The sequence below is a fragment of the Agarivorans sp. Alg241-V36 genome (assembly GCF_900537085.1).
Lineage (GTDB): Bacteria > Pseudomonadota > Gammaproteobacteria > Enterobacterales > Celerinatantimonadaceae > Agarivorans.
Map to the genome: position 1 here is coordinate 905695 of NZ_UNRE01000001.1, position 19207 is coordinate 924901.

The following is a 19207-nucleotide window of genomic DNA, read 5'->3' on the forward strand; positions in this document are numbered from 1 at the left end:
CACTGGTATTAGTTCCCTTTATCAATGGCTTGGAGAATCCATGACTAAATCTGATTTGATTGAAATACTCGCTAGTAAACATATTCAATTTACCAGTAAAGAAATTGAGTCGGCAATTAAAGAAATTCTTGAGCAAATGACCTGTTCACTACAGGAAGGCGACAGAATTGAAATTCGTGGTTTTGGTAGCTTCTCACTGCACTTCCGTGCACCAAGAGTAGGCCGAAATCCAAAAACAGGTGAAAAGGTAGAGTTGTCTGGGAAGCATGTTCCCCACTTTAAACCTGGTAAAGAATTGCGAGAACGCGTAAACGCTAGCCTATAGTATTGTTTCTTTTACAATTAGGTGATCTTGGCTGGTTAAATTAACGTGATTGCTGCATAATTTCCCTAGCTTTTGTTTGGCTCTGGGAGGTTATGTGAAAGCAATATTCTCGACACTGTTATTAGTTGTACTGTTTGTTACCGCACTTGCTGTGGGCGCGCAAAATGATCAAGTAGTAAGTGTTAACTACCTTATTGCAGAGTCAGACATGCGTTTGTCATGGCTTATGGCCGGCTTATTCGTGGCTGGCTTCATTACTTGTCTCCTATTTTTGTTAGCTTTTTATACTCGTATCCGCTTAGAAAGTGCCGGCCTAAAACGTCGTTTGGCTAAGCAGCAAAAACAGCTGAATAAGTTACAAGACGAGACGGTCAAGGATAGTTAATGCTAGGCTTGTTGTTTTTGCTCCTACCAGTTGCTGCCGCTTATGGGTGGTATATGGGGCAGCGCAGTGTTAGACAAAATCAGCAACAGCAAGCGAATCACGTATCTAAGCAATATGTAGAAGGTTTAAATCTTCTTTTATCCAACCAATCAGATAAAGCCGTAGACCTCTTTGTCGAATTACTGCAAGTAGACTCCGAAACCATCGATACCCACCTCGCGTTGGGCAATTTGTTCCGACAACGCGGAGAAGTGGATAGAGCCATTCGCATTCACCAAAACTTGATTGCCCGCGAAGGCATCGATATTGATCAAAAAAACTTAGCGTTACATCAATTGGCCAAAGACTACTTGGCCGCGGGTTTGTTTGATAGAGCCGAAGCCTTACTGATAGAGCTGCAAGAAGAACCTGATTACCGCCAGCTCGCATTAAAGCAGTTACTAAGTATTTATCAGCAAACCCGAGAATGGCCACAAGCCATTGCGGTAGCTAAAAAAATTGATCCTAAAGAGCTCAGTGACGTTAATCGCCAGATAGCGCATTTTTATTGCGAGCAAGCTCAAGAGCTCGAAACGGCGGGTAAACTTTCGAAGAGCCAAGGCTTACTGAAAAAAGCCCTTAGTGCTGACAAGAAATGTGTAAGAGCCAGTTTGCACCTTGCTCAAATCCAAAATGCCGAAGGCGACTACAAAGCCGCCCTTAAAAATTTGAATAGAATCCCAGAGCAAGATATCGATTTTGCTTCCGATGCTTTATCACTTTACAAAACCTGCAGCGATAATTTAGCAAAGCCAGAATATTACCAGCAGTTTTTAGAGTATTGCCTTTCAATAAAGAGCATTGCAAGTGTGGTGGTAGAGCTTTCGATTATTTATCGTGAGGCGCATGGCGCTGAGCAAGCACAGGAACTATTGGTGGATGAGCTTAAGCGCAACCCTACCATGAAAGGATTTCACCATTTAATGGGCCTTCATTTAGCATCTGCTGAAGAGGGCCAAGCTAAACAAAGCCTGCAAGTTCTGCGAGGCTTGGTTACCCAACAATTAAAGATTAAACCTCACTATCAGTGTCGACGCTGCGGCTTCTCATCTCACTCTATATATTGGCATTGTCCATCATGTAAGAGCTGGGGCACAGTTAAACCAATAGTGGGCTTAGACGGAGAGTAGTAACAATGCAAGACCCCAAGGTATTAGTTGCCCTTGATTATGCAGATATTAATCAATGTATGGCATTTGTAGAGCAATTAGAGCCGGGCTCATGTCGTCTAAAAGTGGGTAAAGAAATGTTCACTTTGTTCGGCCCTCAATTAGTGAAAGAGCTTCATAGTAAAGGCTTTGAAGTTTTCCTCGATCTAAAGTTTCACGATATTCCAAATACGGTAGCTAAAGCTGTTACTGCTGCAGCTGAATTGGGTGTGTGGATGGTTAATGTGCATGCCAGTGGCGGCCGTAGAATGATGGAAGCTGCTAAAGCTGCTTTAGAACCCTATGGAGACAAGCGTCCTAAACTGATAGCGGTGACGGTATTAACCAGCATGGATCAATCTGACTTGTTGGAGTTAGGTATAGAACTTAGCCCGCTGCAACAAGTAGAGCGTTTAGCCAAGTTAACTCAGCAATCTGGTTTAGACGGAGTGGTGTGCTCGGCCCACGAAGCTAAACTGCTAAAATCTCAACTTGGTGAAGATTTCGCTTTAGTGACTCCTGGCATAAGACCCACCGGGAGTGCGCAAGGCGACCAACGTCGAATTATGACACCCGTTGAAGCAGTTACTGCAGGCTCAGATTATCTAGTGATAGGCAGACCAATCACTCAAGCTAGCTCTCCTGCAGAAGTATTAAGCTCTATTAATGCTGAGTTAAGTGCCTAGTTGGTAATTGCGCCATAACGGCCACCATAACAACAAAGCAAAGCTAATTCCGAGTACTGCAAACAATAAATGGGCATCGATGGCAACGTCGATGCCAATTAAGTCGGTGACCCATGGGTCACCACCGTATAGTTGCTCCATGAGTAGCTTTGCACTTAAACCCGCCAGAACTATGCTTCCCACACGCTTTTTGTCGGTTAATAAATCAACCATTGCTGCGTAGGCAATTAAGCCATGGATAAGACCAGATAGCCCTACATACTCATCATATCGAGCAAACCATAGCAGTCCACCACCCACAATGCATAAGCTAATACTAAGCAACATAAAGTGTTTATTTGATAATCGGTCATCGAAAACAAAATAAACCAGTACTAAGGTGGCTACGTTCATCAACCAATGGATAAGGTTATTGTGGCTAACATTACCCGTCATAATTCGCCAATATTCGCCTTCAGCTATCAACTGTTTATTCCAGCTCATAAGCTCGGTGTGAGCTAGGGTAAACCACGAGCAGGTGATGATTATAAGTAAAAACCAAAAGCGGCCGACAAAATACTTGAGCATATTTATTCGTAGCTTAGAGGGTCTGTAACGGCGTTTAGTTTAAATGCTTCTAAACGCTCTTGGCAGGCGCCACACTTACCACAGGCATGCTCTCGACCGTTATAACAGGTCCAGGTTTTGCCATAATCTAAACCCATAGCTAATCCATCGCTTAAAATGTCTATTTTAGATTGCTCAAGGTAGGGGCTTATTACTTCTACAGCATCATAGTTAGCGATAAGGCTCACATCGTTCATTTTCTTTACGAATTCTGGGCGACAATCGGGGTAGATAGCGTGGTCGCCAGAGTGAGCGCCATAGAAGACTTTTTTAGCACCAATCGATACCGCGTAACCAATAGCCAAAGATAGCAAAATCATATTGCGGTTCGGCACTACCGTAGATTTCATTGACTCTTCTTGATAGTCCCCTTCGGGAATATCTATGTCAGAGGTGAGTGAAGAACCAGCCAGTAATTGATTGATTGCAGTAATATCTACGATTTTATGCTTGATACCAAGTTCTTCAGTTACCTTTTGAGCGTATTCCAATTCTTTTACATGGCGTTGGCCATAATTAAAGCTAAGAGCATAAGGTTGTAGGCCCAATTGCAGGGTTTTATGCAGAACAGTGAATGAGTCCATTCCACCTGAATAAATCACTACCGCTTTTTCTTTCATTATTTGCTCTTTAAAATGTGTTTTAATACTGCACTAGATTTTCGCTTATTATGATCTGGGATACAAATGGCATCTTTTGCTTTACCTGTTAACGAAGTGTTTGAAACCATCCAAGGGGAGGGTTTTCATACTGGTGTACCTGCAATATTTGTCCGGTTACAGGGCTGTGATGTAGGTTGTTCATGGTGTGATACTAAACATACCTGGCAGGTACTAGATTCCGACAAAGTAGAGCCAGAGCTAATAATTGGTGCTAGTGGCGATACCGCGCGCTGGGCGCATTTAACCGCGGTTCAATTGCTTGAGCAGTTTCAAACTCTGTATAAAGCAAAACATGTGGTTATCACCGGTGGTGAGCCATGCATGTATGATTTGACGGAACTAAGCAAAACGCTAATTGAAGCCGGTTATTCGGTACAAATTGAAACCAGTGGCACTTATCCAGTAAAAGTTGCCAACAAAGCTTGGGTAACCGTATCGCCTAAAGTAGAGATGAAAGGCGGAAAAGTCGTTATTGAGCAAGCTTTACATCGGGCCAACGAAATAAAACATCCTGTGGCTCGAGAGCGAGATTTAACTAATTTAAAGAATCTATTAGCTGGTATGACTAAAAACCTAGATGTATTGGTGTGTTTACAACCAATTAGCCAGCAGCAAAGAGCGACTGACTTATGTATTGAAGCTTGTATAGAAAACAACTGGCGCTTATCTTTACAAACTCATAAATTTATTGGCATTGAATAGCGGCCCCATCGATGGAGCCAAACGTATTACTTTATAAAGGATTGTTATGACTATTTTAGTAACCGGTGGAGCAGGCTATATTGGCAGCCACACTGTGGTTGAGTTATTAAACCAGGGAGAAGAAGTGGTTATTGTTGATAACCTTTGTAACTCTCATGCAGCCTCAATTGATAGAATTGAGGAAATTTGTCAAAAGCGCCCAGCGTTTTATCAAGTTGATATTCGAGACAAAGCAGAGCTTAACACTGTTTTTAGTCAGCATAACTTTACTTCCGTTATTCATTTTGCGGGTTTAAAAGCAGTCGGAGAATCAACAACTATCCCATTACATTATTATCAAAATAATGTCTCTGGTACTTTAAGCTTATGCGAAGTGATGGCTGAGCATAATGTAAAAAATTTAGTCTTTAGTTCGTCGGCTACAGTATATGGCGACCCACATACTGTTCCAATTTTAGAAAGCTTTCCAACTGGCGCTACTAACCCTTACGGGCGCTCTAAGTTGATCGTTGAAGATATGCTTAGCGACTTATATAAATCGGATGACAGTTGGAACATAGCTTTACTGCGTTATTTCAATCCGGTTGGTGCCCATAAGTCTGGTTTAATTGGTGAAGATCCTAACGGTATTCCTAACAACTTAGTGCCTTATATTACTCAGGTTGCGGTAGGTCGATTAGCTCAATTAAGTGTGTTTGGCGATGATTACAACACCGTAGATGGCACCGGTGTGCGAGACTACATTCACGTAGTGGATTTAGCTAAAGGCCATTTAAAGGCTTTAAACAAATTAGCGGCTAATTCAGGTTTGGTCACCTACAACTTAGGCACCGGACAAGGTTACAGCGTATTAGAAATGCTCGCTGCGTTTGAAAAGGTGTCGGGTAAGTCAATTGCTTATCAAATTGCTCCACGTCGCCCAGGTGATATTGCTGCATGTTATTCTGATCCGAGTCTCGCTAAAGCAGAATTAGATTGGCAGGCAGAGTTAAACTTAGATGATATGGCTGAGGATTCTTGGCGTTGGCAACAAGGCAACCCAAATGGCTTTGCCTCTTAGTCGTTGTGGAATAAAAAAGGAGCCTTAAGGCTCCTTTTTTATATTGGCAATAAACTAGATAAGAAAATCTTCTTTAGTTTTACCTTCATTCTTTATTGCACGTTGGATAGGAGAAGGTGTTCTGCCTTGGCCTGTCCAGGTTTTTTCTTCACCATTTTCGTCAATAAACTTGTATTTAGCTGGCAGTGGTTGGCGTTTTTTACGCTCTTTAACTGGCGCGTCACCAATCATTGATAGTAATTCACTTGGGTCAATACCATCTTGCTCGAGTAGGGCTTTATATTTTTCTAACTTCTCGCGTTTTTCTTGCTGTTGTTTTTCTTCTTCAGCTTGTTGAGCGAAACGTTCATCTAAAATGACTTTAAGTTTATTGTAGCTATCTTCTAATTGCTCAATTGATAATTCTTTTGTTGCAGCTTTAAGACTTCTTGCGTTTAAAAATACCTTAACGAAATCGCTCATGTTAATCCTATATATTTATTAGTATTGGTTAATCTACACTAAAATATTAATTACTAAATAAAACTTGTCAATAAACTAAACTTAAATAAGCAATATAGTTTGTGATTCACTACTTGAGATTGCAGTCTGTTTTGGTTGAATGCTCTGTGTGTTTAAGTATAATGCAGCGCTTAACGCTATATTGTAGAGGAGCGCTGGTCAAAAGTAGTGCAGAGTGGGGTGATTCCAATGATTCTGTATGAAAGGGGCCCGCGCCGAAGTAACTAGCCTTATCAAGGTTAATTACTGGTGTCGGATTTAATAAATACGATACTGTCATAGTCCAACTATGGAGAGCTACAGAGTGAAAGCCTTTCGGCTTCTGGTCACTCAATTTGCTCTCTGAATTAAAAACAGAGAAAACATGCAAACCATTGCTTATACCGATTCATTTTTATCTATTCTTCCACCAGTGATTGCGCTGTTGGTTGCCCTAGCAACAAGACGGGTGATTATTGCGCTTAGCTGTGGCATCGTCACCGGTGCTCTATTACTTAGTAACTTTTCTTTTGTAGATTCTGGTATTTATTTGTCGCAGCTAGCAGCAGGCTTAGCTTGGGATGACGGTGCACCAAATTGGTGGAATCTACAAATCATTATCTTCTTGCTGCTACTAGGCGCGATGACCAGCTTAATGACCGCTACCGGGGCAACATCTGCCTTTGCTGAGTGGGCTAAGAAACGGATTAAAACTAAACGTCACGCTACAGTAACCACTGCCTTGTTAAGTTTTGTGGTTTTTGTGGATGACTACTTCCACAGTTTGGCGGTGGGCAGTGTTGCACGACCGCTTACAGACCAAGTGGGAGTATCACGCGCTAAGCTAGCTTACTTGCTTGACTCAACAGCTGCGCCAATGTGTGTGCTTATGCCTTTATCTAGTTGGGGCGCTTACATTATTGCCTTGGTTGGCGGCTTATTGGTAACTCATAACATTACCGATATCACGCCGCTGGCTGCGTTTGCCACCATGATCCCACTAAACTTCTATGCCATTTTTGCCTTGTTAATGGCCTTAGTGGTTGCTTATTTTAATATCAATATTGGTCCAATGAAGCAGCACGAGAAAAATGCTGCGCAGGGGCAATTGTTTGATGAGAAAAAAGGTATTCCTGCAGGTAGCGTTAATCATGACTTTGAAGCTGACAATGGCTCACCGCTTGGTTTAGTACTACCCATCGTAATTTTAACTTTGGTTACTTTTGCTAGCTTTGTGGTAACTGGAGCGGCTGCCTTAGAAGAAGGACAAGCATTTAGCTTATTAGCCGCGCTCGAAAATACCGACGTGACTTTATCCTTGGTTACCGGTGGTGTTGTTGGTTTATTGATTAGCCTTGGTTTTGCCCTTAAACAACAACTGAGCTTGGCACAACTTGGCCATGCCATTTGGGTTGGCGTAAAAGCAATGAGCCCGGCGATTCTGATTTTGTTTTTTGCATGGTCAATTAGTGGCGTTATTGGCGACATGGAAACGGGCAAATACCTTGCCTCTAAGTTAGACGGCGCCATTAGCCCAAGCATGATGCCGGTATTGGTGTTTGCACTGGCTGGTTTAATGGCATTTGCTACTGGTACTAGCTGGGGAACCTTTGGCATTATGCTGCCAATTGCTGCTGATATGTCTGTGGCTAGTGACGTAAGTTTAATCTTGCCTATGTTGTCTGCAGTATTAGCTGGTGCGGTATTTGGTGACCATTGTTCACCTATCTCAGATACCACGATTTTGTCGTCGACCGGCGCTGCTTGTCATCATATCGACCACGTTGCAACTCAGCTTCCTTATGCTTTACTGGTGGCAAAAATAAGTATTGCTTGTTACTTAGTGATGGGGTCAACCGGAAGTGTGATCGCCTCATTAGCCGTTGGTCTGTTATTGTTTGCCATTACTATCGCAACTTTGTACCATCGCCAGCAAAATTCAGCTTTGGCACTAAGCAGTAAATAAACAAGGAACAGCGCTGTAAATGGCTTCATTACATTTTAAATATGCCGCGATGAACTCGGGGAAATCTACCCAGCTTATTCAGGCGCATTTTAACTACCAAGAGCGTGGCATGAACCCTTTGGCGCTTATTCCGGCAATGGATACCCGCGATGGCGTGGGTACAATTAAAGCACGAGTCGGTTTATCTTTAGCTGCAGAGACATTTTGCAAGCAGCAAGACTTGTTCGAGTTGGTTGCAGCTAAAAATCAGCAACATAAACAAGATGTAGTGATTGTTGATGAAGGGCAGTTTCTTAGCAAAGCTCAAGTCTATCAACTGGCTAAGGTAGTGGATGATTTGCATATTCCAGTGATGGTTTATGGTTTGAAAACTGACTTTATGGGTGAGCTGTTTGAAGGTGCTTATCATTTACTGTGTTTAGCCGACAAACTAGAAGAGCTTAAAACCATTTGCTGGTGTGGTAATAAAGGGCATTTTAATGCGCGCATTGATCAAAATGGTCAAGTTGTCAGTGAAGGGCAGCAAATAGAGATTGGCGGTAACGAGCGCTATGTATCTTTATGTCGTAAGCACTTTATTCAAGGCAATGCTGGCGAGCATTAATCTTTGTTGAGGTGTTTCAGAGCGTCGTTACAGCGGCGCTCTGCTGACTTAAGCTCCATTAATACCACCTGAATGTCCTCTAGCTGTTGCAACAAGCTCAACTTGCGTAGTTTTATATTGCCAATTAAACCTTCTACTTCTTTTCCGCTGCTTAACTTCGCGTCATATAAATCGAACAACTCTTTTATTTCTTTTAAAGAAAAGCCTAAACGCTTGCCACGTAGTATTAGTTTTAGCCGAAGTTTGTCGTGTTTTGAGAAAAGGCGTTTGCTGCCATCGCGAACCGGTTGCAATAAACCTTGGTCTTCGTAATAACGAATGCTGCGAGTGCTTATGGTAAATTCTTGCGCTAAATCGCTAATGGCGTAGGGGGTAGGGTTATTTACCATGGCAGCCCTCGGTATGTGAATGGATACCTGAAGCGTGGGTTAATCTTATGCTTAGGTCAAGCAACCGGCACTTTGCCGGTTGCTAAACAAGATCTAGAAGCTGTGGTTGTATTGAATCGCAGCGATGTAAGCATCACCTTTCGATACAAACGGTATAGAAATGTCTTCGTTTAGCTCCTCTTCGAAGGCGCCTTCTTTACCTTGGATGTACGTAAAGCCTACATCTAAGTTACCTTTGTCACTTAGGTGGTAGGTAAAGCCAATGCCGTAGTTGTAGCGGTCATTATCGGGGATACTAATGGTTTTATGGGTGCGAGATGGGCTTTGGTCAAAGGCCATACCAGCGCGAAGTTCCCAAGCTTGGTTTAGATACCAAGTACCACCAAATGATACGCGATAAGAATCACTAAACTTCTCAGGCTTATTTAATACACTACCAATGCCTTCTGATGTGGCGTTAATTTCTTGGAAGGTACTCCAGCCAGTCCATACATAGCTGTAGTGCACGGCAAAGGCATCATTTAAGCGGTTGTAGCCAGATACTTCAAAAATGTCAGGAAGGTTTAGGGTTAGCTCGCCACCAATGGTTTTTCCGCCGGTTCCGTATGGGTTGTCACTTAAGCTTTCTGGAATGTCAGAGTGGTAGTCACCTTTAAAGTCTAAATCGACTTTAGAGCGGTAACTAATACCAAAGCGGTGATCTTCATTCACTTCCCACATACCGCCAATGTTCCAACCAAAGCCCCAACCATCACCTTCCAATGAAGCGGCAGTACCGCTTTCAGGAAAGCCTGAGTTATTAGTTCCAAAATTACGCACTAATTTAGCAGTACCGTAAACGGCGTTTACACCGGCACCAACACTAAATTGGTCATTAATGCGGTACGAGACATTAGGATTTAAATTAAGAGTGATTAGTTCAGTTTGGCCAGCAAGAGAGCCTGCGGGGTAGTCTTCAGGGTAGTCGGTAGATAAGCCAAAGTTCGAGAACATACCTACACCCCAAGCCCACTTATCGCTAAGTGGCTGGATAAAGTAACCTGCAGGTACTGCCGCACCGGGTACTACATCGTTGTTGGTTAAGGCTTCATCTATTCCGCTGTTACCTGTGTTGCCTCTTACGTAAACGTCAGGGGCGATATAACTCAAGGCTCCAGATACTGCAATGGTATCGAACATCGACATTGCGGCAGGGTTGCGTGCCATAACGGCTGCGTTATCGGCAATAGCGGCTTCACCGGCAAACGAGCGGCCTAGCCCCGAAGCAGAGTGTTCTACTAATTGAAAACCGGCGGCGTTTACATGGGCGGCAGTGAATGTAGCTGACGCGGCAAGAAGCGCGAGTGGCAATTTCCTTATCTTCATCGTTCCCTCTCTAATTACGGGGTTAAACGTTTAGTTATGTATGGTCTTAGTAAGAGCGCTGACCTCTGACCAGATTAAGAGTTAAAATAATAATTGTTAAGCGTTTGTTAATGATTTATGTCAAAAGTTGGAGCTGCTGCACAAAAGTTAAACACTTGTTTGATCGTGGTGAATTAAGAAATATAAATGATTACTTAGAAACATCAAGCGGGAATTTTGAGCTTTATTACTAGTTTACAAACAAAAAAATCAACGCCCATTGATAAGACAATAGGCGTTGACTTTTAATTAATTAAATCAAATAGATTGGTTTAAATCTGCAGTAAGTGTACGGAGCGCTTTTTCTATCGGTTCATTGCGTTCGCCCACTACCACAAGGTTGGCATTAGATAGTTTGGAGACCATCCCGTGCATCTTTTTATCGGCAAAGCTTTCCACTGCTTGTAGCTCGGTGGACTTGGGCACTACAAAGACGTTAATGTTTGAGCCCATTTCACCTTTCATAATCATATGAAATGCTGGAGCGCCGGCATATGCACAGTGGTTAACATAAACTACCTCGCCAGGCAGCTGCTCAAAATTTGCCCCATAACGCGCTAACTTGGCATTAATGGTTTGCAAGTTAGGTTGCTCATCGACACCGCTGGTGAAGGGCATTTCATGATAGACATGCTCTAGAGCCACTTGTCCCATATCTGTATGGCCTGCGGGTAGTTGCCAATTAACTAAGCTAAAGCTTAAACCCACCACAAAGGCAATTGATGCTGCCATGGCAATATGCACTCGCGTTTTACGGCGATATTCTAACTGCGAATCATCAAAGCTTTGGCTGAGAATTAATCGCTCTGCTAGGGCGTCGGGCACATCTACATCAAGTGCTTGCTCTAGCTTAGATTCAAACTGCTGCATCTCGTCATACAGCTTTTTATTTTTAGGCGTGCGGGTTGCTTCCTGTATAAGCGTATCGCTACGCTCTCGAGGATTGGTATACAACTGGCGGCGAAATTCTAGCTCATCCATTGCTTTGTCCTCGTTCTTGGTCATTATCTAAGGCTTCTTTGAGCTGATTTCTTGCTCTAAAAAGCCGCGTCATTACAGTATTCTTATTTAGCTCTAACATCTCGGCAATCTCATCGCCGCTAAATCCACCTATCACTTGGAGTAGCAGCGGTTCTTTATATTCAGGTGCCAGTTTATCTATTTGGCGTCGTAACCATTCGTTTTCAATTTGTTGCTCGGTAGATGTAGCGTTTACATCGGCAACAGAGTGGTCCTCGATATCGACCAAGTTAAACTGTTTTCGCTCGAAGCGACGGGCATTTTCTCGGCGAAGAATGGTAATTAACCATGCTTTAGCTGCCTTTTCATCTTTAAGGCTGTCGAGTGAACGCCAAGCTCTAAGAAAAGTTTCTTGAACTATGTCTTCGGCGACATGCTTATCCTTTACTAGCCAGTAGGCGTAACGGTAAACATCCTTATTGTAAGCCTGTACTAGGGCTTCATAACGTTTTTGTTTTGCTTCCATATCCGACATGACCGAGTCGGTTTGGTTTTTCTTTCGAAAAAAATCAACAACCATGTAATTTCCTAGATAAAACGTAGAAGGCTAATCTGTTATGATACGCATCAAAGAGACCGTACTTGGTCTATGGTACACACTATACACCTGATTTCGCTTTGGTTTAGATTGATGAGTTATAACTAAGGCCTGTTGTAAATGAAAGGAAAATAGATGAAAACTAAGTTAGAAGAATCTAAAACTTGTTGTTGTGTTGATGTTGGTGCCGTTATCGACGGTGAAGAGTGTACAGCACAAGTTGAAGAAGTGTTTGCCGAGCAACAACAAGCCGAAACCCGTTTGAACCTGTTGGTAGAAAAAGCGCGTAAAGCTGAATCTGATCCTTGTGAGATTAGCAGCGAGATTAGCGCTGTAGAAGGCGGCGTTAAGCTGGCTGCTTCGTTTACTTTTTGTTGCCAAGCAGAAAGCCTAATTTTCCAATTAGGCTTAAACCGCTAAACACGCTGTTGTAAGTTATGGATTGAGCGAGGAGAGCGCTGCTTCTCCTTGCTCTTTTTTGTTCTGATGCTGCTTCTTTAAAGCTTGGCATTGTTGAAAAAATGCGACCAAATCGAAATCTTCTTTTGCCTCGCTAGCCCAATTTGCGGTACTAATTTCTTTATGTAAGCTGGCAAAACTACTGTTTAGCTCTTGCTTAGCTATCCACTTCCCTAATGCTTGTTCTGCTTGATGCATTTGACCGCTTTTACATGCGGCTGAAAATTGCGCCCAATAGTCATCATCTAATGCAGTTGTATACTCGCTTTGTTCAAGCGCTGTCTCCGCAGTTGTAGCAACTTTTTTGCGTTTAATTATCCAAACCAATAGCGCCATTGTGATTAGCCACGCTAAGGCGAAAAACCAGGTCCATAAAGAGGTGCTCGGCTTTTCTATCACTTCAGGAGCAATATTCTGATTACTGCTGAGTGTTTGCAGTTGCTGATTAACCGGTGCAGCCACCACGGTAATAGTGCGCGGCGCAATATCTGCACTGGCTTGTTGGTCTTTAGCTAAATCCCACCATGGTAGCGACCAGCCGGGCAGAGTGAGTTCGCCTTCGTTTACTGGAATGAGCGCTACATTAAGGGTGCGCTGCGCAAATACAATGCCGTCTTTAACGATGGTGCGGTCTTGGTAAGCTTCTGGGTAAACGCGAAAATCCTCGCCGTAATCTATATCTATTTCAGGTAGCTGATCTTCGGTAATACCGGCAATGGTTAGGTTGATGATTCTGGTAAATGCTTGACCTTGCTGGTAGTCACTTTGCAAAGGTTGAATTTCTTCATATAGCAAAAGGTCGTTAGACGGCAGCCAGGTACCTGGGAAACTCGCAGGTGGGGCTTTTACTTCTAAAGACAGAGTTTGCGCGGCAATGTCTACCGGTCGAGCGCGGCGGTTGATGTCGTTAGCTAAACCGCTAAGTCGCGGACCCCTTACTTCAAATTCACCGGCTTTTTCTGGCGTAAGTAACCAATGGCGGGTGAGGGTGCGATATCGCTTGCCGTCAATCACTTCTAAGTCTTGTTTGTCGTCACCCAACTTTTCGATTTTGGCGCCCAACATGCTGGGCGCGATAATGTTAGCTTGGTCTAAGCTGTTCGCAACCCAAATTTTGGCGGTGTAGGTGACCGGCTGACCAATGTAAACCTCGGCGTTATCAAGGCTTACTTCCATGCGAACTTGATCTTTACTTGGCTCAATCGCAGCGATGACTTTAGCTTTTAGTTGAATAGGTGTGGTGTTTTGCCCGCCAATATTAAAGCTCGGAATCAGGTAGTTGCCTTCTTCACGGACTAACAAAGTGGTGGTCCAGCGGGTCTGAGTTGATGATTCACCATTAATGCTGGTGTGTTGGCGGCTGGTTGAGGTACTGCCCACTACAAATTTTTGCCTTAACAATACCGATGAATCAAACTCGCTGGCCGCTAAGGTATCGTCTGCCACTATCTCCAGGGTGAAAGCCTGACCTACCGCCACGGGGTTTTGACTCACCGAGGCGGTCACTTTAGTGGTGGCATAACCATTAAAGCTAAGTAAAAGAATAAAAATTACACTAAGCGCTTTCACTTACCAGTTCTCCTGATTACTTGGCTGACGACGTCGTTTTTGATATTCAAGGTACATTTTATTTCGGAGCAATAAACTTGGGTCATTGGGCAGTTCGTCGAGCCACTTTTGTAATTCTTCTTCGTCACTTGGCTCTCCTTGTGTGCTGTTCGCTTGAGTAGTTTGCTCAGGCTCTTGTTCATCACTTGCTTGTTCATCCTCGGCTTGAGCTTGTTGTTGCTCTGCCTCGGATTCTTGCTCTGACTCTTGCTCTGACTCTTGCTCAGACGGTGAGCTCTCTTCTTGCTGGTCTTCGCCGCCTTGTGGTTGCGGGTTTTGCTGCTGGGAAGAATCCGATTCTGATTGCTCAGAATCCTCAGAGTCTTGCTGCTGATCCGACTGCTGCTGGCTTTGCTGTTGTTGCTGTTGGTTTAGTAGCTCTTCAACTAGATTTTTATTGTGTTGTGCAGCGGGGAAGTCACCTTTTAGCTCAAGTGCTTGGTCGTAAGCTTCTAGGGCTTTTTGATAATCACCAAGTTGGCTATGGGTGTTTCCTTGGTTAAACCATCCATTGGCGCTGCTGTCTTGAGTAAACAATTGTTGCGCTTCTTGGTATTTGCCTGCTTTGTAAAGGGCAGAGGCTTTCCACTTAGGATCTTTAAATAGCTCGGCTGCTTCAGCAAAACGCTCTTCTTCAAAAGCCTGTTGGGCCTGCTGGGTTTGGTTTTTCCAAACAGAGTTAGCCAGAGCTGGCTTGGGCAGAGCAAAGATGCTCACACACAAGCTTACTAGCAATAGCTCTGCGCGACGCACGCTGTTGAGTAGCATTAACAAAATAAAAGGTAAGAGGTAAAAGCCGATGTCTTTTCTTACCTGAGCTTGTTGATTGCTTTGTTGCTCGCTATCAAAATCGCGGCTGCGCAGTGAGCTTAGTTTTTCGATGTCGCTATTGTCGGCACTGATTAGCTGACAAATGCCACCAGTCTTTTGGCAAAGTGGTAGGAAGTTATCTGCTTCCAATTTGGCGATAACAATGCTGCCAGATTGGTCTTTGAGCATGCTGCCATCTTCTAAAGGGATCGGCGCGCCATCTTTGGTGCCTAATGCCAACATCGAGAACCGTAGTTTGTGTTGCTGCAAACTGCTTAGGCTAAGTTGCATTTGTTGCTCACTGAGCCCATCGCCAATCACTACAACATCACCTTGGGCGTAGCCTGCTTGTTTAATTAACTCGGCGGCTTGCTCAATGGCGAGGTTAAGTGCTGAGCCATGCGCTGGCATCAACTCGGGCTTTAGGTGGGGAACCAGGTTAGCGAGGGTATTGGTATCGCTGCTCAATGGGCTAAGTACAAAGGCATCGCCGGCATAAGCAATAAGGGCCGTTTCTCCGTCTTTCCATTGGTCTAGTAGGTCTAGCGCTTTGTATTTTGCCAGTTCTACTCGGTCGGGCTTTACGTCGCGTGCGCGCATCGAATAAGACATGTCCATGATGAGCACTCGGGCCGAGCCTTCGCGATAGATCGGCACATTATCACTAATAATACTGGGGCCGCTTAGGGCGATTAAAATCAAGGCAAATAAAGCCGCGAGCGACCATTGTGATTGCTTGTTTTGTTTTTGTGTTTCAACCAAGTATTTTGCAATGCCTGGGCTAAGTAACTTGCTCCAAGCCGATTGTTCACGCTGCTGTTTTTTCATCAATAACAGCAAGAGTAGCGGACTTAGCAGCAGCCACTCGGGGCGAAGGAAGCTTATATCAAACATCGCTGGCCTCCCGATCAAAGCGGCGCATTAATAGCGGGCTGGCTAAACTGGCCATTAACAATAGGCAGGCTAGGGCTAGTGGCCAAAAATAAAGCTCGTATTGTGGTCGGTAAAATTGTTGGGCCTCGGAGATAGGGTTTAAGGCGTTTATTTCCTGATAAATTTGCGATAATTCCTCGGTGCTGCGAGCACGGTAGTATTGCCCACCAGTCATTTCTGCAATGCGAATTAGCGCACCCTCATCTAAGTCTTGCGAGGGGTTTATTTTGCGAGAGCCAAATAGTGTTTGCTGGTAAAGCTCGTCGGCACCTACACCAATGGTATAAATGACCACTTGGTTTATAGCTGCCATTTCAGCGGCTTGCATTGGGTCTACCGAGCCTGAGGTATTTTGACCATCGGTAAGCAATATTAAGATACGTTGTTCTGCAGGGTGGTTCATTAGCTGTTTTATGCCCAGACCAATGCCTTCACCTATAGCGGTTCTATCACCCACTAAACCATGTACCAGTTCGTTTACTTGAATCAGTAAACTGTCTAAATCAAAGCTTAATGGGCTGGACAAATAGGCATGGTCGGCAAATAAAATCATGCCTAAGCGGTCGCCGCGGCGCTGTTCAATAAATTCACTGAGCAAAAACTTGAGAGCGGTGAGACGGTCAACCGCTTCTCCGTCAAGCTGCATGTCTTTGATCTGCATACTGCCCGACATATCTACTGACAACAGTAAATCACGACCTTGCTCGTTAAGGCCTTGCACTTCATCGGCTAGCCACACTGGGCGTGCGAGCGCGGTAATACACAAGCACCACACTAGCCATTTAAAGCCAATTTTAAGTGGGCTATTGGTTTGTTCTAAGGCTGCTTGTGCTTTAGTGAAAGGCAAGCTGTTGTTAACTAAAACTTCGCTTTGCTGTTGCTTAACTTGGCTAAAACGCTCCACTAGCCAAAGCACTGGAAGCAGCAAGAATACATAAGGCCAAACAAACTCAAACATCTGCGCCTCCCTTATTGGCGCTGCTAGTTTGTTGGTCGGTATTTTGCTGCTTTGACTTGAAGCCAAACAAGTTGGCTAGGTTAAGCGGCGGCCTAAGTTGCTTAATCCATTGCTCTGCCAATTCGATGCACGGCTGATTTGATTCTGTTGGTTCTGCAGCATACAAGGCTTGTTGCCAAGCGCTATGTTGTTCAGCAAAAACCGTCGAATTTTTTCTGGAGGTGCTATCTAAAAAGGCTAACCAATCTTCACCACTTAATGAGGCGACTTGCTGGCGCGGATAATAACTTAAGGCTAGGCGTTTCATTAATAGGTTAAGTTCTGCCAAGTTCATGGACTGTTGCTTTACTGATTGCATGGCTTCGCGACGTGGTTTATCTAGCTGCCAATAGCGCCAAGCTACAAACATTAGCACCACTAGGCTAACAATTACCAACAGACCGAGTAGCCACCAACCTATGGCGGGTAGGGCGGTTTCATAGCTGGCGGGTAAAATAATGTCTTTTAAATCTGCTAAAGGGTTCGTTTGCTCAGGCATAGTCCTGCCACTCTAAAGCTGTTGAAAAATGCTGATGAGGAATACGCGCCTGCTGCAACATCTGTTCAATGTGTTGCTGGCGTTGTTTGGCTAAGCGCCTAAACTGCTGCCTAAATGCTTTGCTGTCGGGCTGCAAATATCCCTCGCTATTGCCATTGCTAACTTGCAGTTGCATTGCGGTGCTTGCCTTGGGCAGCTGCTGTTCCAAGGGATCGCTAATTTGCCAAGCGAAAACCTGATTGTGGCTAGCTAGGCGTTGTAAATGCAAAGCTGCGGCACTGTCAAAGTGGTAAAAGTCACTGATTAAATGCACTTGGTAGCCGGTTTTAACCAATTGGCATAAAGTCTCAAGGTTATGAGTAGGAGAACAATCTTGCAGTTGCTGCTGAGCTAGAGTCGCAAACTGTTGGTTATGCACTTCTACAATGCTTTGCAGCTGAGCTAGCCAATGGGTTTTACTGGCTGCAGGTTTTTGGTTATGGGCTTGTTCACCTAGGTGAAGGGTTAAGGCCACTCGTTCGCCCAGTTGCTGTGCATTCCAACCTAAACAAGCGGCTAATTCGCTGGCAAATACCGACTTGAGTTTGTCACCACTACCAAAATACATCGAGTGCGATAAATCAAGAAAGATAAACACCGGATGTTCGCGGTCTTCTCTAAATAGCTTGGTATGAGTTTTACCGGTGCGCGCAGTCACACGCCAGTCGATGCAGCGTATGTCATCTCCCGGTTGGTAATGGCGCACTTCGTCAAACTCCATGCCACGCCCACGTACCTTGCTTAAGCGGTTACCATGGCGGCTACTGCTTACTTGACGCCAAGGCGGCATGTTTAAGTGAATGGCGCGCGCTTCTATCAACTGCTCAATCTGTAAACTGACTGGCGATTGGCGACTAATGGTATCCATTAGGCAAAGGCCACCAATTCAAGCAAACGTTGGATCACGGCATCAGCTTGAATGCCTTTGGCTTGCGCTTGATAGCTTAGCAATAAACGGTGGCGCAATACTGGGTAAGCAAGCTGTTGAATATCTTCTGGGCTAACAAAGTCTCGCCCTTCAAGCCATGCTTTAGCGCGCGCGGCACGGGCTAGGGAAATGCTGGCGCGCGGGCTAGCACCAAATTCTAACCATTGACTAAATTCGTCGGTATAGCGTTCGGGCTGGCGAGTGGCTACGACTAAATCAACAATATATTGATTAAGTTGCGGCGCAATATGCACTTCCATAATGGCTCGGCGCAGGGCAAACAGTTTTTGTTGAGTGAGCGGTTCTGGCTGACGCAGATGTACTTGCTTGGCTTCGCGCTCAGTAAGCTGAAGGATCTTTAGCTCGTTTTCCGCATCAGGATAGTTTAAACACAGCTTAAACATAAAGCGGTCGAGCTGGGCTTCGGGAAGCGGGTAGGTGCCTTCTTGCTCAATCGGGTTTTGGGTTGCCATTACCATAAACAGTTTAGGCAACTGGTAGCTGCTACTGCCAACGGTGATTTGCTGTTCAGCCATGGCTTCTAGCAAGGCTGACTGCACCTTAGCAGGGGCGCGGTTAATCTCATCTGCTAACACAAGGTTGTGAAAAATAGGCCCTTTTTGAAAACTGAAACTGGCGGTCTCTGGATGAAATACATCGGTACCGGTTAAATCAGCGGGCAATAAGTCTGGTGTGAACTGGACGCGGTGGAAGTCACCTTCTATACACTCAGATAGTGCTTTTACCGCGCGGGTCTTGGCGAGTCCTGGTGGACCCTCTACGAGAATGTGCCCGTCGGCTAATAAAGCGATAAGTAATTGATTAATAAATTCAGTTTGGCCAACTATGCTTTGGTTAAGGTAATCTCGAATGGCCGATAGTGTGTTGTTACTCATTTTATCCTCTGAATTGTTCATCGC

Annotated in this window: 22 protein-coding genes and 1 riboswitch; of the genes, 9 read left to right on the top strand and 13 right to left on the bottom strand. The window is 44.4% G+C overall.

The annotated features are described in order from the left end of the window. The first annotated feature begins 40 nt into the window (after positions 1-40). From G6R11_RS04325 to pyrF, 4 genes are all read left to right on the top strand, one after another. Positions 41-325 carry an integration host factor subunit beta gene (locus G6R11_RS04325; protein WP_163131777.1) on the top strand — a complete coding sequence of 95 codons (285 nt, stop codon included), beginning with the start codon at positions 41-43 and terminating at the stop codon, positions 323-325. Positions 326-419: 94 nt separating this feature from the next. Further along, positions 420-710, top strand: a complete 291-nt coding sequence (locus G6R11_RS04330; RefSeq protein ID WP_163131778.1) for a LapA family protein — start codon at positions 420-422, stop codon at positions 708-710. After that, positions 710-1879 carry a lipopolysaccharide assembly protein LapB gene (gene lapB, locus G6R11_RS04335; protein ID WP_163131779.1) on the top strand — a complete coding sequence of 390 codons (1170 nt, stop codon included), beginning with the start codon at positions 710-712 and terminating at the stop codon, positions 1877-1879. Before G6R11_RS04330 ends, lapB begins: the two co-directional genes overlap by 1 nt. 5 nt (positions 1880-1884) lie before the next feature. Continuing rightward, positions 1885-2583 carry an orotidine-5'-phosphate decarboxylase gene (gene pyrF / locus G6R11_RS04340; protein ID WP_163131781.1) on the top strand — a complete coding sequence of 233 codons (699 nt, stop codon included), beginning with the start codon at positions 1885-1887 and terminating at the stop codon, positions 2581-2583. Here pyrF and rrtA read toward each other — a convergent pair. Continuing rightward, positions 2572-3150, bottom strand: coding sequence for a rhombosortase (gene rrtA, locus G6R11_RS04345; protein WP_163131783.1), 579 nt, complete (start codon positions 3148-3150; stop codon positions 2572-2574). The genes pyrF and rrtA overlap by 12 nt on opposite strands. 2 nt (positions 3151-3152) lie before the next feature. Continuing rightward, positions 3153-3809 (bottom strand): 7-cyano-7-deazaguanine synthase QueC, encoded by a 657-nt coding sequence (gene queC, locus G6R11_RS04350; RefSeq protein ID WP_163131784.1) that lies wholly within the window; start codon positions 3807-3809, stop codon positions 3153-3155. 66 nt (positions 3810-3875) lie between these two features. Between queC and queE the strand changes: the two genes are divergently transcribed. Both queE and galE read left to right on the top strand, forming a co-directional pair. After that, entirely contained in the window at positions 3876-4553 is a 678-nt protein-coding gene (gene queE, locus G6R11_RS04355) for a 7-carboxy-7-deazaguanine synthase QueE (RefSeq protein WP_163131786.1), read from the top strand. A 46-nt stretch (positions 4554-4599) separates the two neighbouring features. Beyond that, positions 4600-5613, top strand: coding sequence for a UDP-glucose 4-epimerase GalE (gene galE, locus G6R11_RS04360; protein ID WP_163131788.1), 1014 nt, complete (start codon positions 4600-4602; stop codon positions 5611-5613). Between the two features lie 54 nt (positions 5614-5667). On the opposite strand, the gene G6R11_RS04365 is transcribed toward galE, so the two are convergent. After that, positions 5668-6075: an H-NS family nucleoid-associated regulatory protein gene (locus tag G6R11_RS04365; RefSeq protein WP_163131789.1), complete on the bottom strand. Its 408-nt coding sequence runs from the start codon at positions 6073-6075 to the stop codon at positions 5668-5670. Positions 6076-6251: 176 nt separating this feature from the next. Next, positions 6252-6422, top strand: a riboswitch (Lysine riboswitch). 56 nt (positions 6423-6478) lie between these two features. On the opposite strand from G6R11_RS04365, the gene G6R11_RS04370 reads away from it, so the two are divergent. Beyond that, positions 6479-8059, top strand: coding sequence for a Na+/H+ antiporter NhaC family protein (locus tag G6R11_RS04370; protein WP_163131791.1), 1581 nt, complete (start codon positions 6479-6481; stop codon positions 8057-8059). 19 nt (positions 8060-8078) lie between these two features. Beyond that, on the top strand, positions 8079-8663 hold the full coding sequence (locus tag G6R11_RS04375) for a thymidine kinase (RefSeq protein ID WP_163131793.1): 585 nt from the start codon (positions 8079-8081) through the stop codon (positions 8661-8663). Here G6R11_RS04375 and G6R11_RS04380 read toward each other — a convergent pair. The 4 genes from G6R11_RS04380 to G6R11_RS04395 all read right to left on the bottom strand — a co-directional run bounded on the left by G6R11_RS04380 (position 8660) and on the right by G6R11_RS04395 (position 11996). After that, positions 8660-9052, bottom strand: a complete 393-nt coding sequence (locus G6R11_RS04380) for a MerR family DNA-binding transcriptional regulator (RefSeq protein ID WP_163131795.1) — start codon at positions 9050-9052, stop codon at positions 8660-8662. The two genes, G6R11_RS04375 and G6R11_RS04380, sit on opposite strands and share 4 nt — an antisense overlap. A 93-nt stretch (positions 9053-9145) precedes the next feature. Beyond that, positions 9146-10417, bottom strand: a complete 1272-nt coding sequence (locus tag G6R11_RS04385; RefSeq protein WP_163131797.1) for an outer membrane protein transport protein — start codon at positions 10415-10417, stop codon at positions 9146-9148. A 297-nt stretch (positions 10418-10714) separates the two neighbouring features. Further along, a complete protein-coding gene (locus tag G6R11_RS04390; protein WP_163131798.1) occupies positions 10715-11461 on the bottom strand; it encodes a DUF3379 domain-containing protein in 747 nt (248 codons plus the stop codon). Beyond that, positions 11430-11996, bottom strand: a complete 567-nt coding sequence (locus tag G6R11_RS04395) for a sigma-70 family RNA polymerase sigma factor (RefSeq protein WP_163131800.1) — start codon at positions 11994-11996, stop codon at positions 11430-11432. The genes G6R11_RS04390 and G6R11_RS04395 overlap by 32 nt, the downstream gene beginning before the upstream one ends. 153 nt (positions 11997-12149) lie before the next feature. Between G6R11_RS04395 and G6R11_RS04400 the strand changes: the two genes are divergently transcribed. Next, complete coding sequence (locus G6R11_RS04400) at positions 12150-12434, top strand: DUF406 family protein (RefSeq protein ID WP_163131802.1); 285 nt, start codon at positions 12150-12152, stop codon at positions 12432-12434. Between the two features lie 15 nt (positions 12435-12449). On the opposite strand, the gene G6R11_RS04405 is transcribed toward G6R11_RS04400, so the two are convergent. The 6 genes from G6R11_RS04405 to G6R11_RS04430 are packed head-to-tail and all read right to left on the bottom strand — an operon-like array spanning position 12450 to position 19183. Further along, entirely contained in the window at positions 12450-14042 is a 1593-nt protein-coding gene (locus G6R11_RS04405; protein WP_163131804.1) for a BatD family protein, read from the bottom strand. Beyond that, on the bottom strand, positions 14043-15785 hold the full coding sequence (locus tag G6R11_RS04410; protein ID WP_163131805.1) for a VWA domain-containing protein: 1743 nt from the start codon (positions 15783-15785) through the stop codon (positions 14043-14045). Further along, positions 15778-16782: a VWA domain-containing protein gene (locus G6R11_RS04415; RefSeq protein ID WP_163131807.1), complete on the bottom strand. Its 1005-nt coding sequence runs from the start codon at positions 16780-16782 to the stop codon at positions 15778-15780. The genes G6R11_RS04410 and G6R11_RS04415 overlap by 8 nt, the downstream gene beginning before the upstream one ends. Further along, entirely contained in the window at positions 16775-17320 is a 546-nt protein-coding gene (locus G6R11_RS04420; protein WP_163131809.1) for a DUF4381 domain-containing protein, read from the bottom strand. Before G6R11_RS04420 ends, G6R11_RS04415 begins: the two co-directional genes overlap by 8 nt. Further along, the gene (locus G6R11_RS04425; RefSeq protein ID WP_163131811.1) at positions 17313-18227 is read right to left on the bottom strand and encodes a DUF58 domain-containing protein; all 915 of its coding nucleotides are present in this window, start codon (positions 18225-18227) and stop codon (positions 17313-17315) included. The genes G6R11_RS04420 and G6R11_RS04425 overlap by 8 nt, the downstream gene beginning before the upstream one ends. Beyond that, positions 18227-19183 carry a MoxR family ATPase gene (locus tag G6R11_RS04430; RefSeq protein ID WP_163131812.1) on the bottom strand — a complete coding sequence of 319 codons (957 nt, stop codon included), beginning with the start codon at positions 19181-19183 and terminating at the stop codon, positions 18227-18229. The genes G6R11_RS04425 and G6R11_RS04430 overlap by 1 nt, the downstream gene beginning before the upstream one ends. Positions 19184-19207: the final 24 nt, after the last annotated feature.

Coding starts and splice junctions, on each gene's coding strand:
- G6R11_RS04325 (WP_163131777.1), top strand. CDS start 41: ATGACTAAATCTGATTTGATTGAAATACTCGCTAGTAAACATATTCAA.
- lapB (WP_163131779.1), top strand. CDS start 710: ATGCTAGGCTTGTTGTTTTTGCTCCTACCAGTTGCTGCCGCTTATGGG.
- pyrF (WP_163131781.1), top strand. CDS start 1,885: ATGCAAGACCCCAAGGTATTAGTTGCCCTTGATTATGCAGATATTAAT.
- rrtA (WP_163131783.1), bottom strand. CDS start 3,150: ATGCTCAAGTATTTTGTCGGCCGCTTTTGGTTTTTACTTATAATCATC.
- queC (WP_163131784.1), bottom strand. CDS start 3,809: ATGAAAGAAAAAGCGGTAGTGATTTATTCAGGTGGAATGGACTCATTC.
- queE (WP_163131786.1), top strand. CDS start 3,876: ATGGCATCTTTTGCTTTACCTGTTAACGAAGTGTTTGAAACCATCCAA.
- galE (WP_163131788.1), top strand. CDS start 4,600: ATGACTATTTTAGTAACCGGTGGAGCAGGCTATATTGGCAGCCACACT.
- G6R11_RS04365 (WP_163131789.1), bottom strand. CDS start 6,075: ATGAGCGATTTCGTTAAGGTATTTTTAAACGCAAGAAGTCTTAAAGCT.
- G6R11_RS04370 (WP_163131791.1), top strand. CDS start 6,479: ATGCAAACCATTGCTTATACCGATTCATTTTTATCTATTCTTCCACCA.
- G6R11_RS04375 (WP_163131793.1), top strand. CDS start 8,079: ATGGCTTCATTACATTTTAAATATGCCGCGATGAACTCGGGGAAATCT.
- G6R11_RS04380 (WP_163131795.1), bottom strand. CDS start 9,052: ATGGTAAATAACCCTACCCCCTACGCCATTAGCGATTTAGCGCAAGAA.
- G6R11_RS04385 (WP_163131797.1), bottom strand. CDS start 10,417: ATGAAGATAAGGAAATTGCCACTCGCGCTTCTTGCCGCGTCAGCTACA.
- G6R11_RS04390 (WP_163131798.1), bottom strand. CDS start 11,461: ATGACCAAGAACGAGGACAAAGCAATGGATGAGCTAGAATTTCGCCGC.
- G6R11_RS04395 (WP_163131800.1), bottom strand. CDS start 11,996: ATGGTTGTTGATTTTTTTCGAAAGAAAAACCAAACCGACTCGGTCATG.
- G6R11_RS04400 (WP_163131802.1), top strand. CDS start 12,150: ATGAAAACTAAGTTAGAAGAATCTAAAACTTGTTGTTGTGTTGATGTT.
- G6R11_RS04410 (WP_163131805.1), bottom strand. CDS start 15,785: ATGTTTGATATAAGCTTCCTTCGCCCCGAGTGGCTGCTGCTAAGTCCG.
- G6R11_RS04415 (WP_163131807.1), bottom strand. CDS start 16,782: ATGTTTGAGTTTGTTTGGCCTTATGTATTCTTGCTGCTTCCAGTGCTT.
- G6R11_RS04420 (WP_163131809.1), bottom strand. CDS start 17,320: ATGCCTGAGCAAACGAACCCTTTAGCAGATTTAAAAGACATTATTTTA.
- G6R11_RS04425 (WP_163131811.1), bottom strand. CDS start 18,227: ATGGATACCATTAGTCGCCAATCGCCAGTCAGTTTACAGATTGAGCAG.
- G6R11_RS04430 (WP_163131812.1), bottom strand. CDS start 19,183: ATGAGTAACAACACACTATCGGCCATTCGAGATTACCTTAACCAAAGC.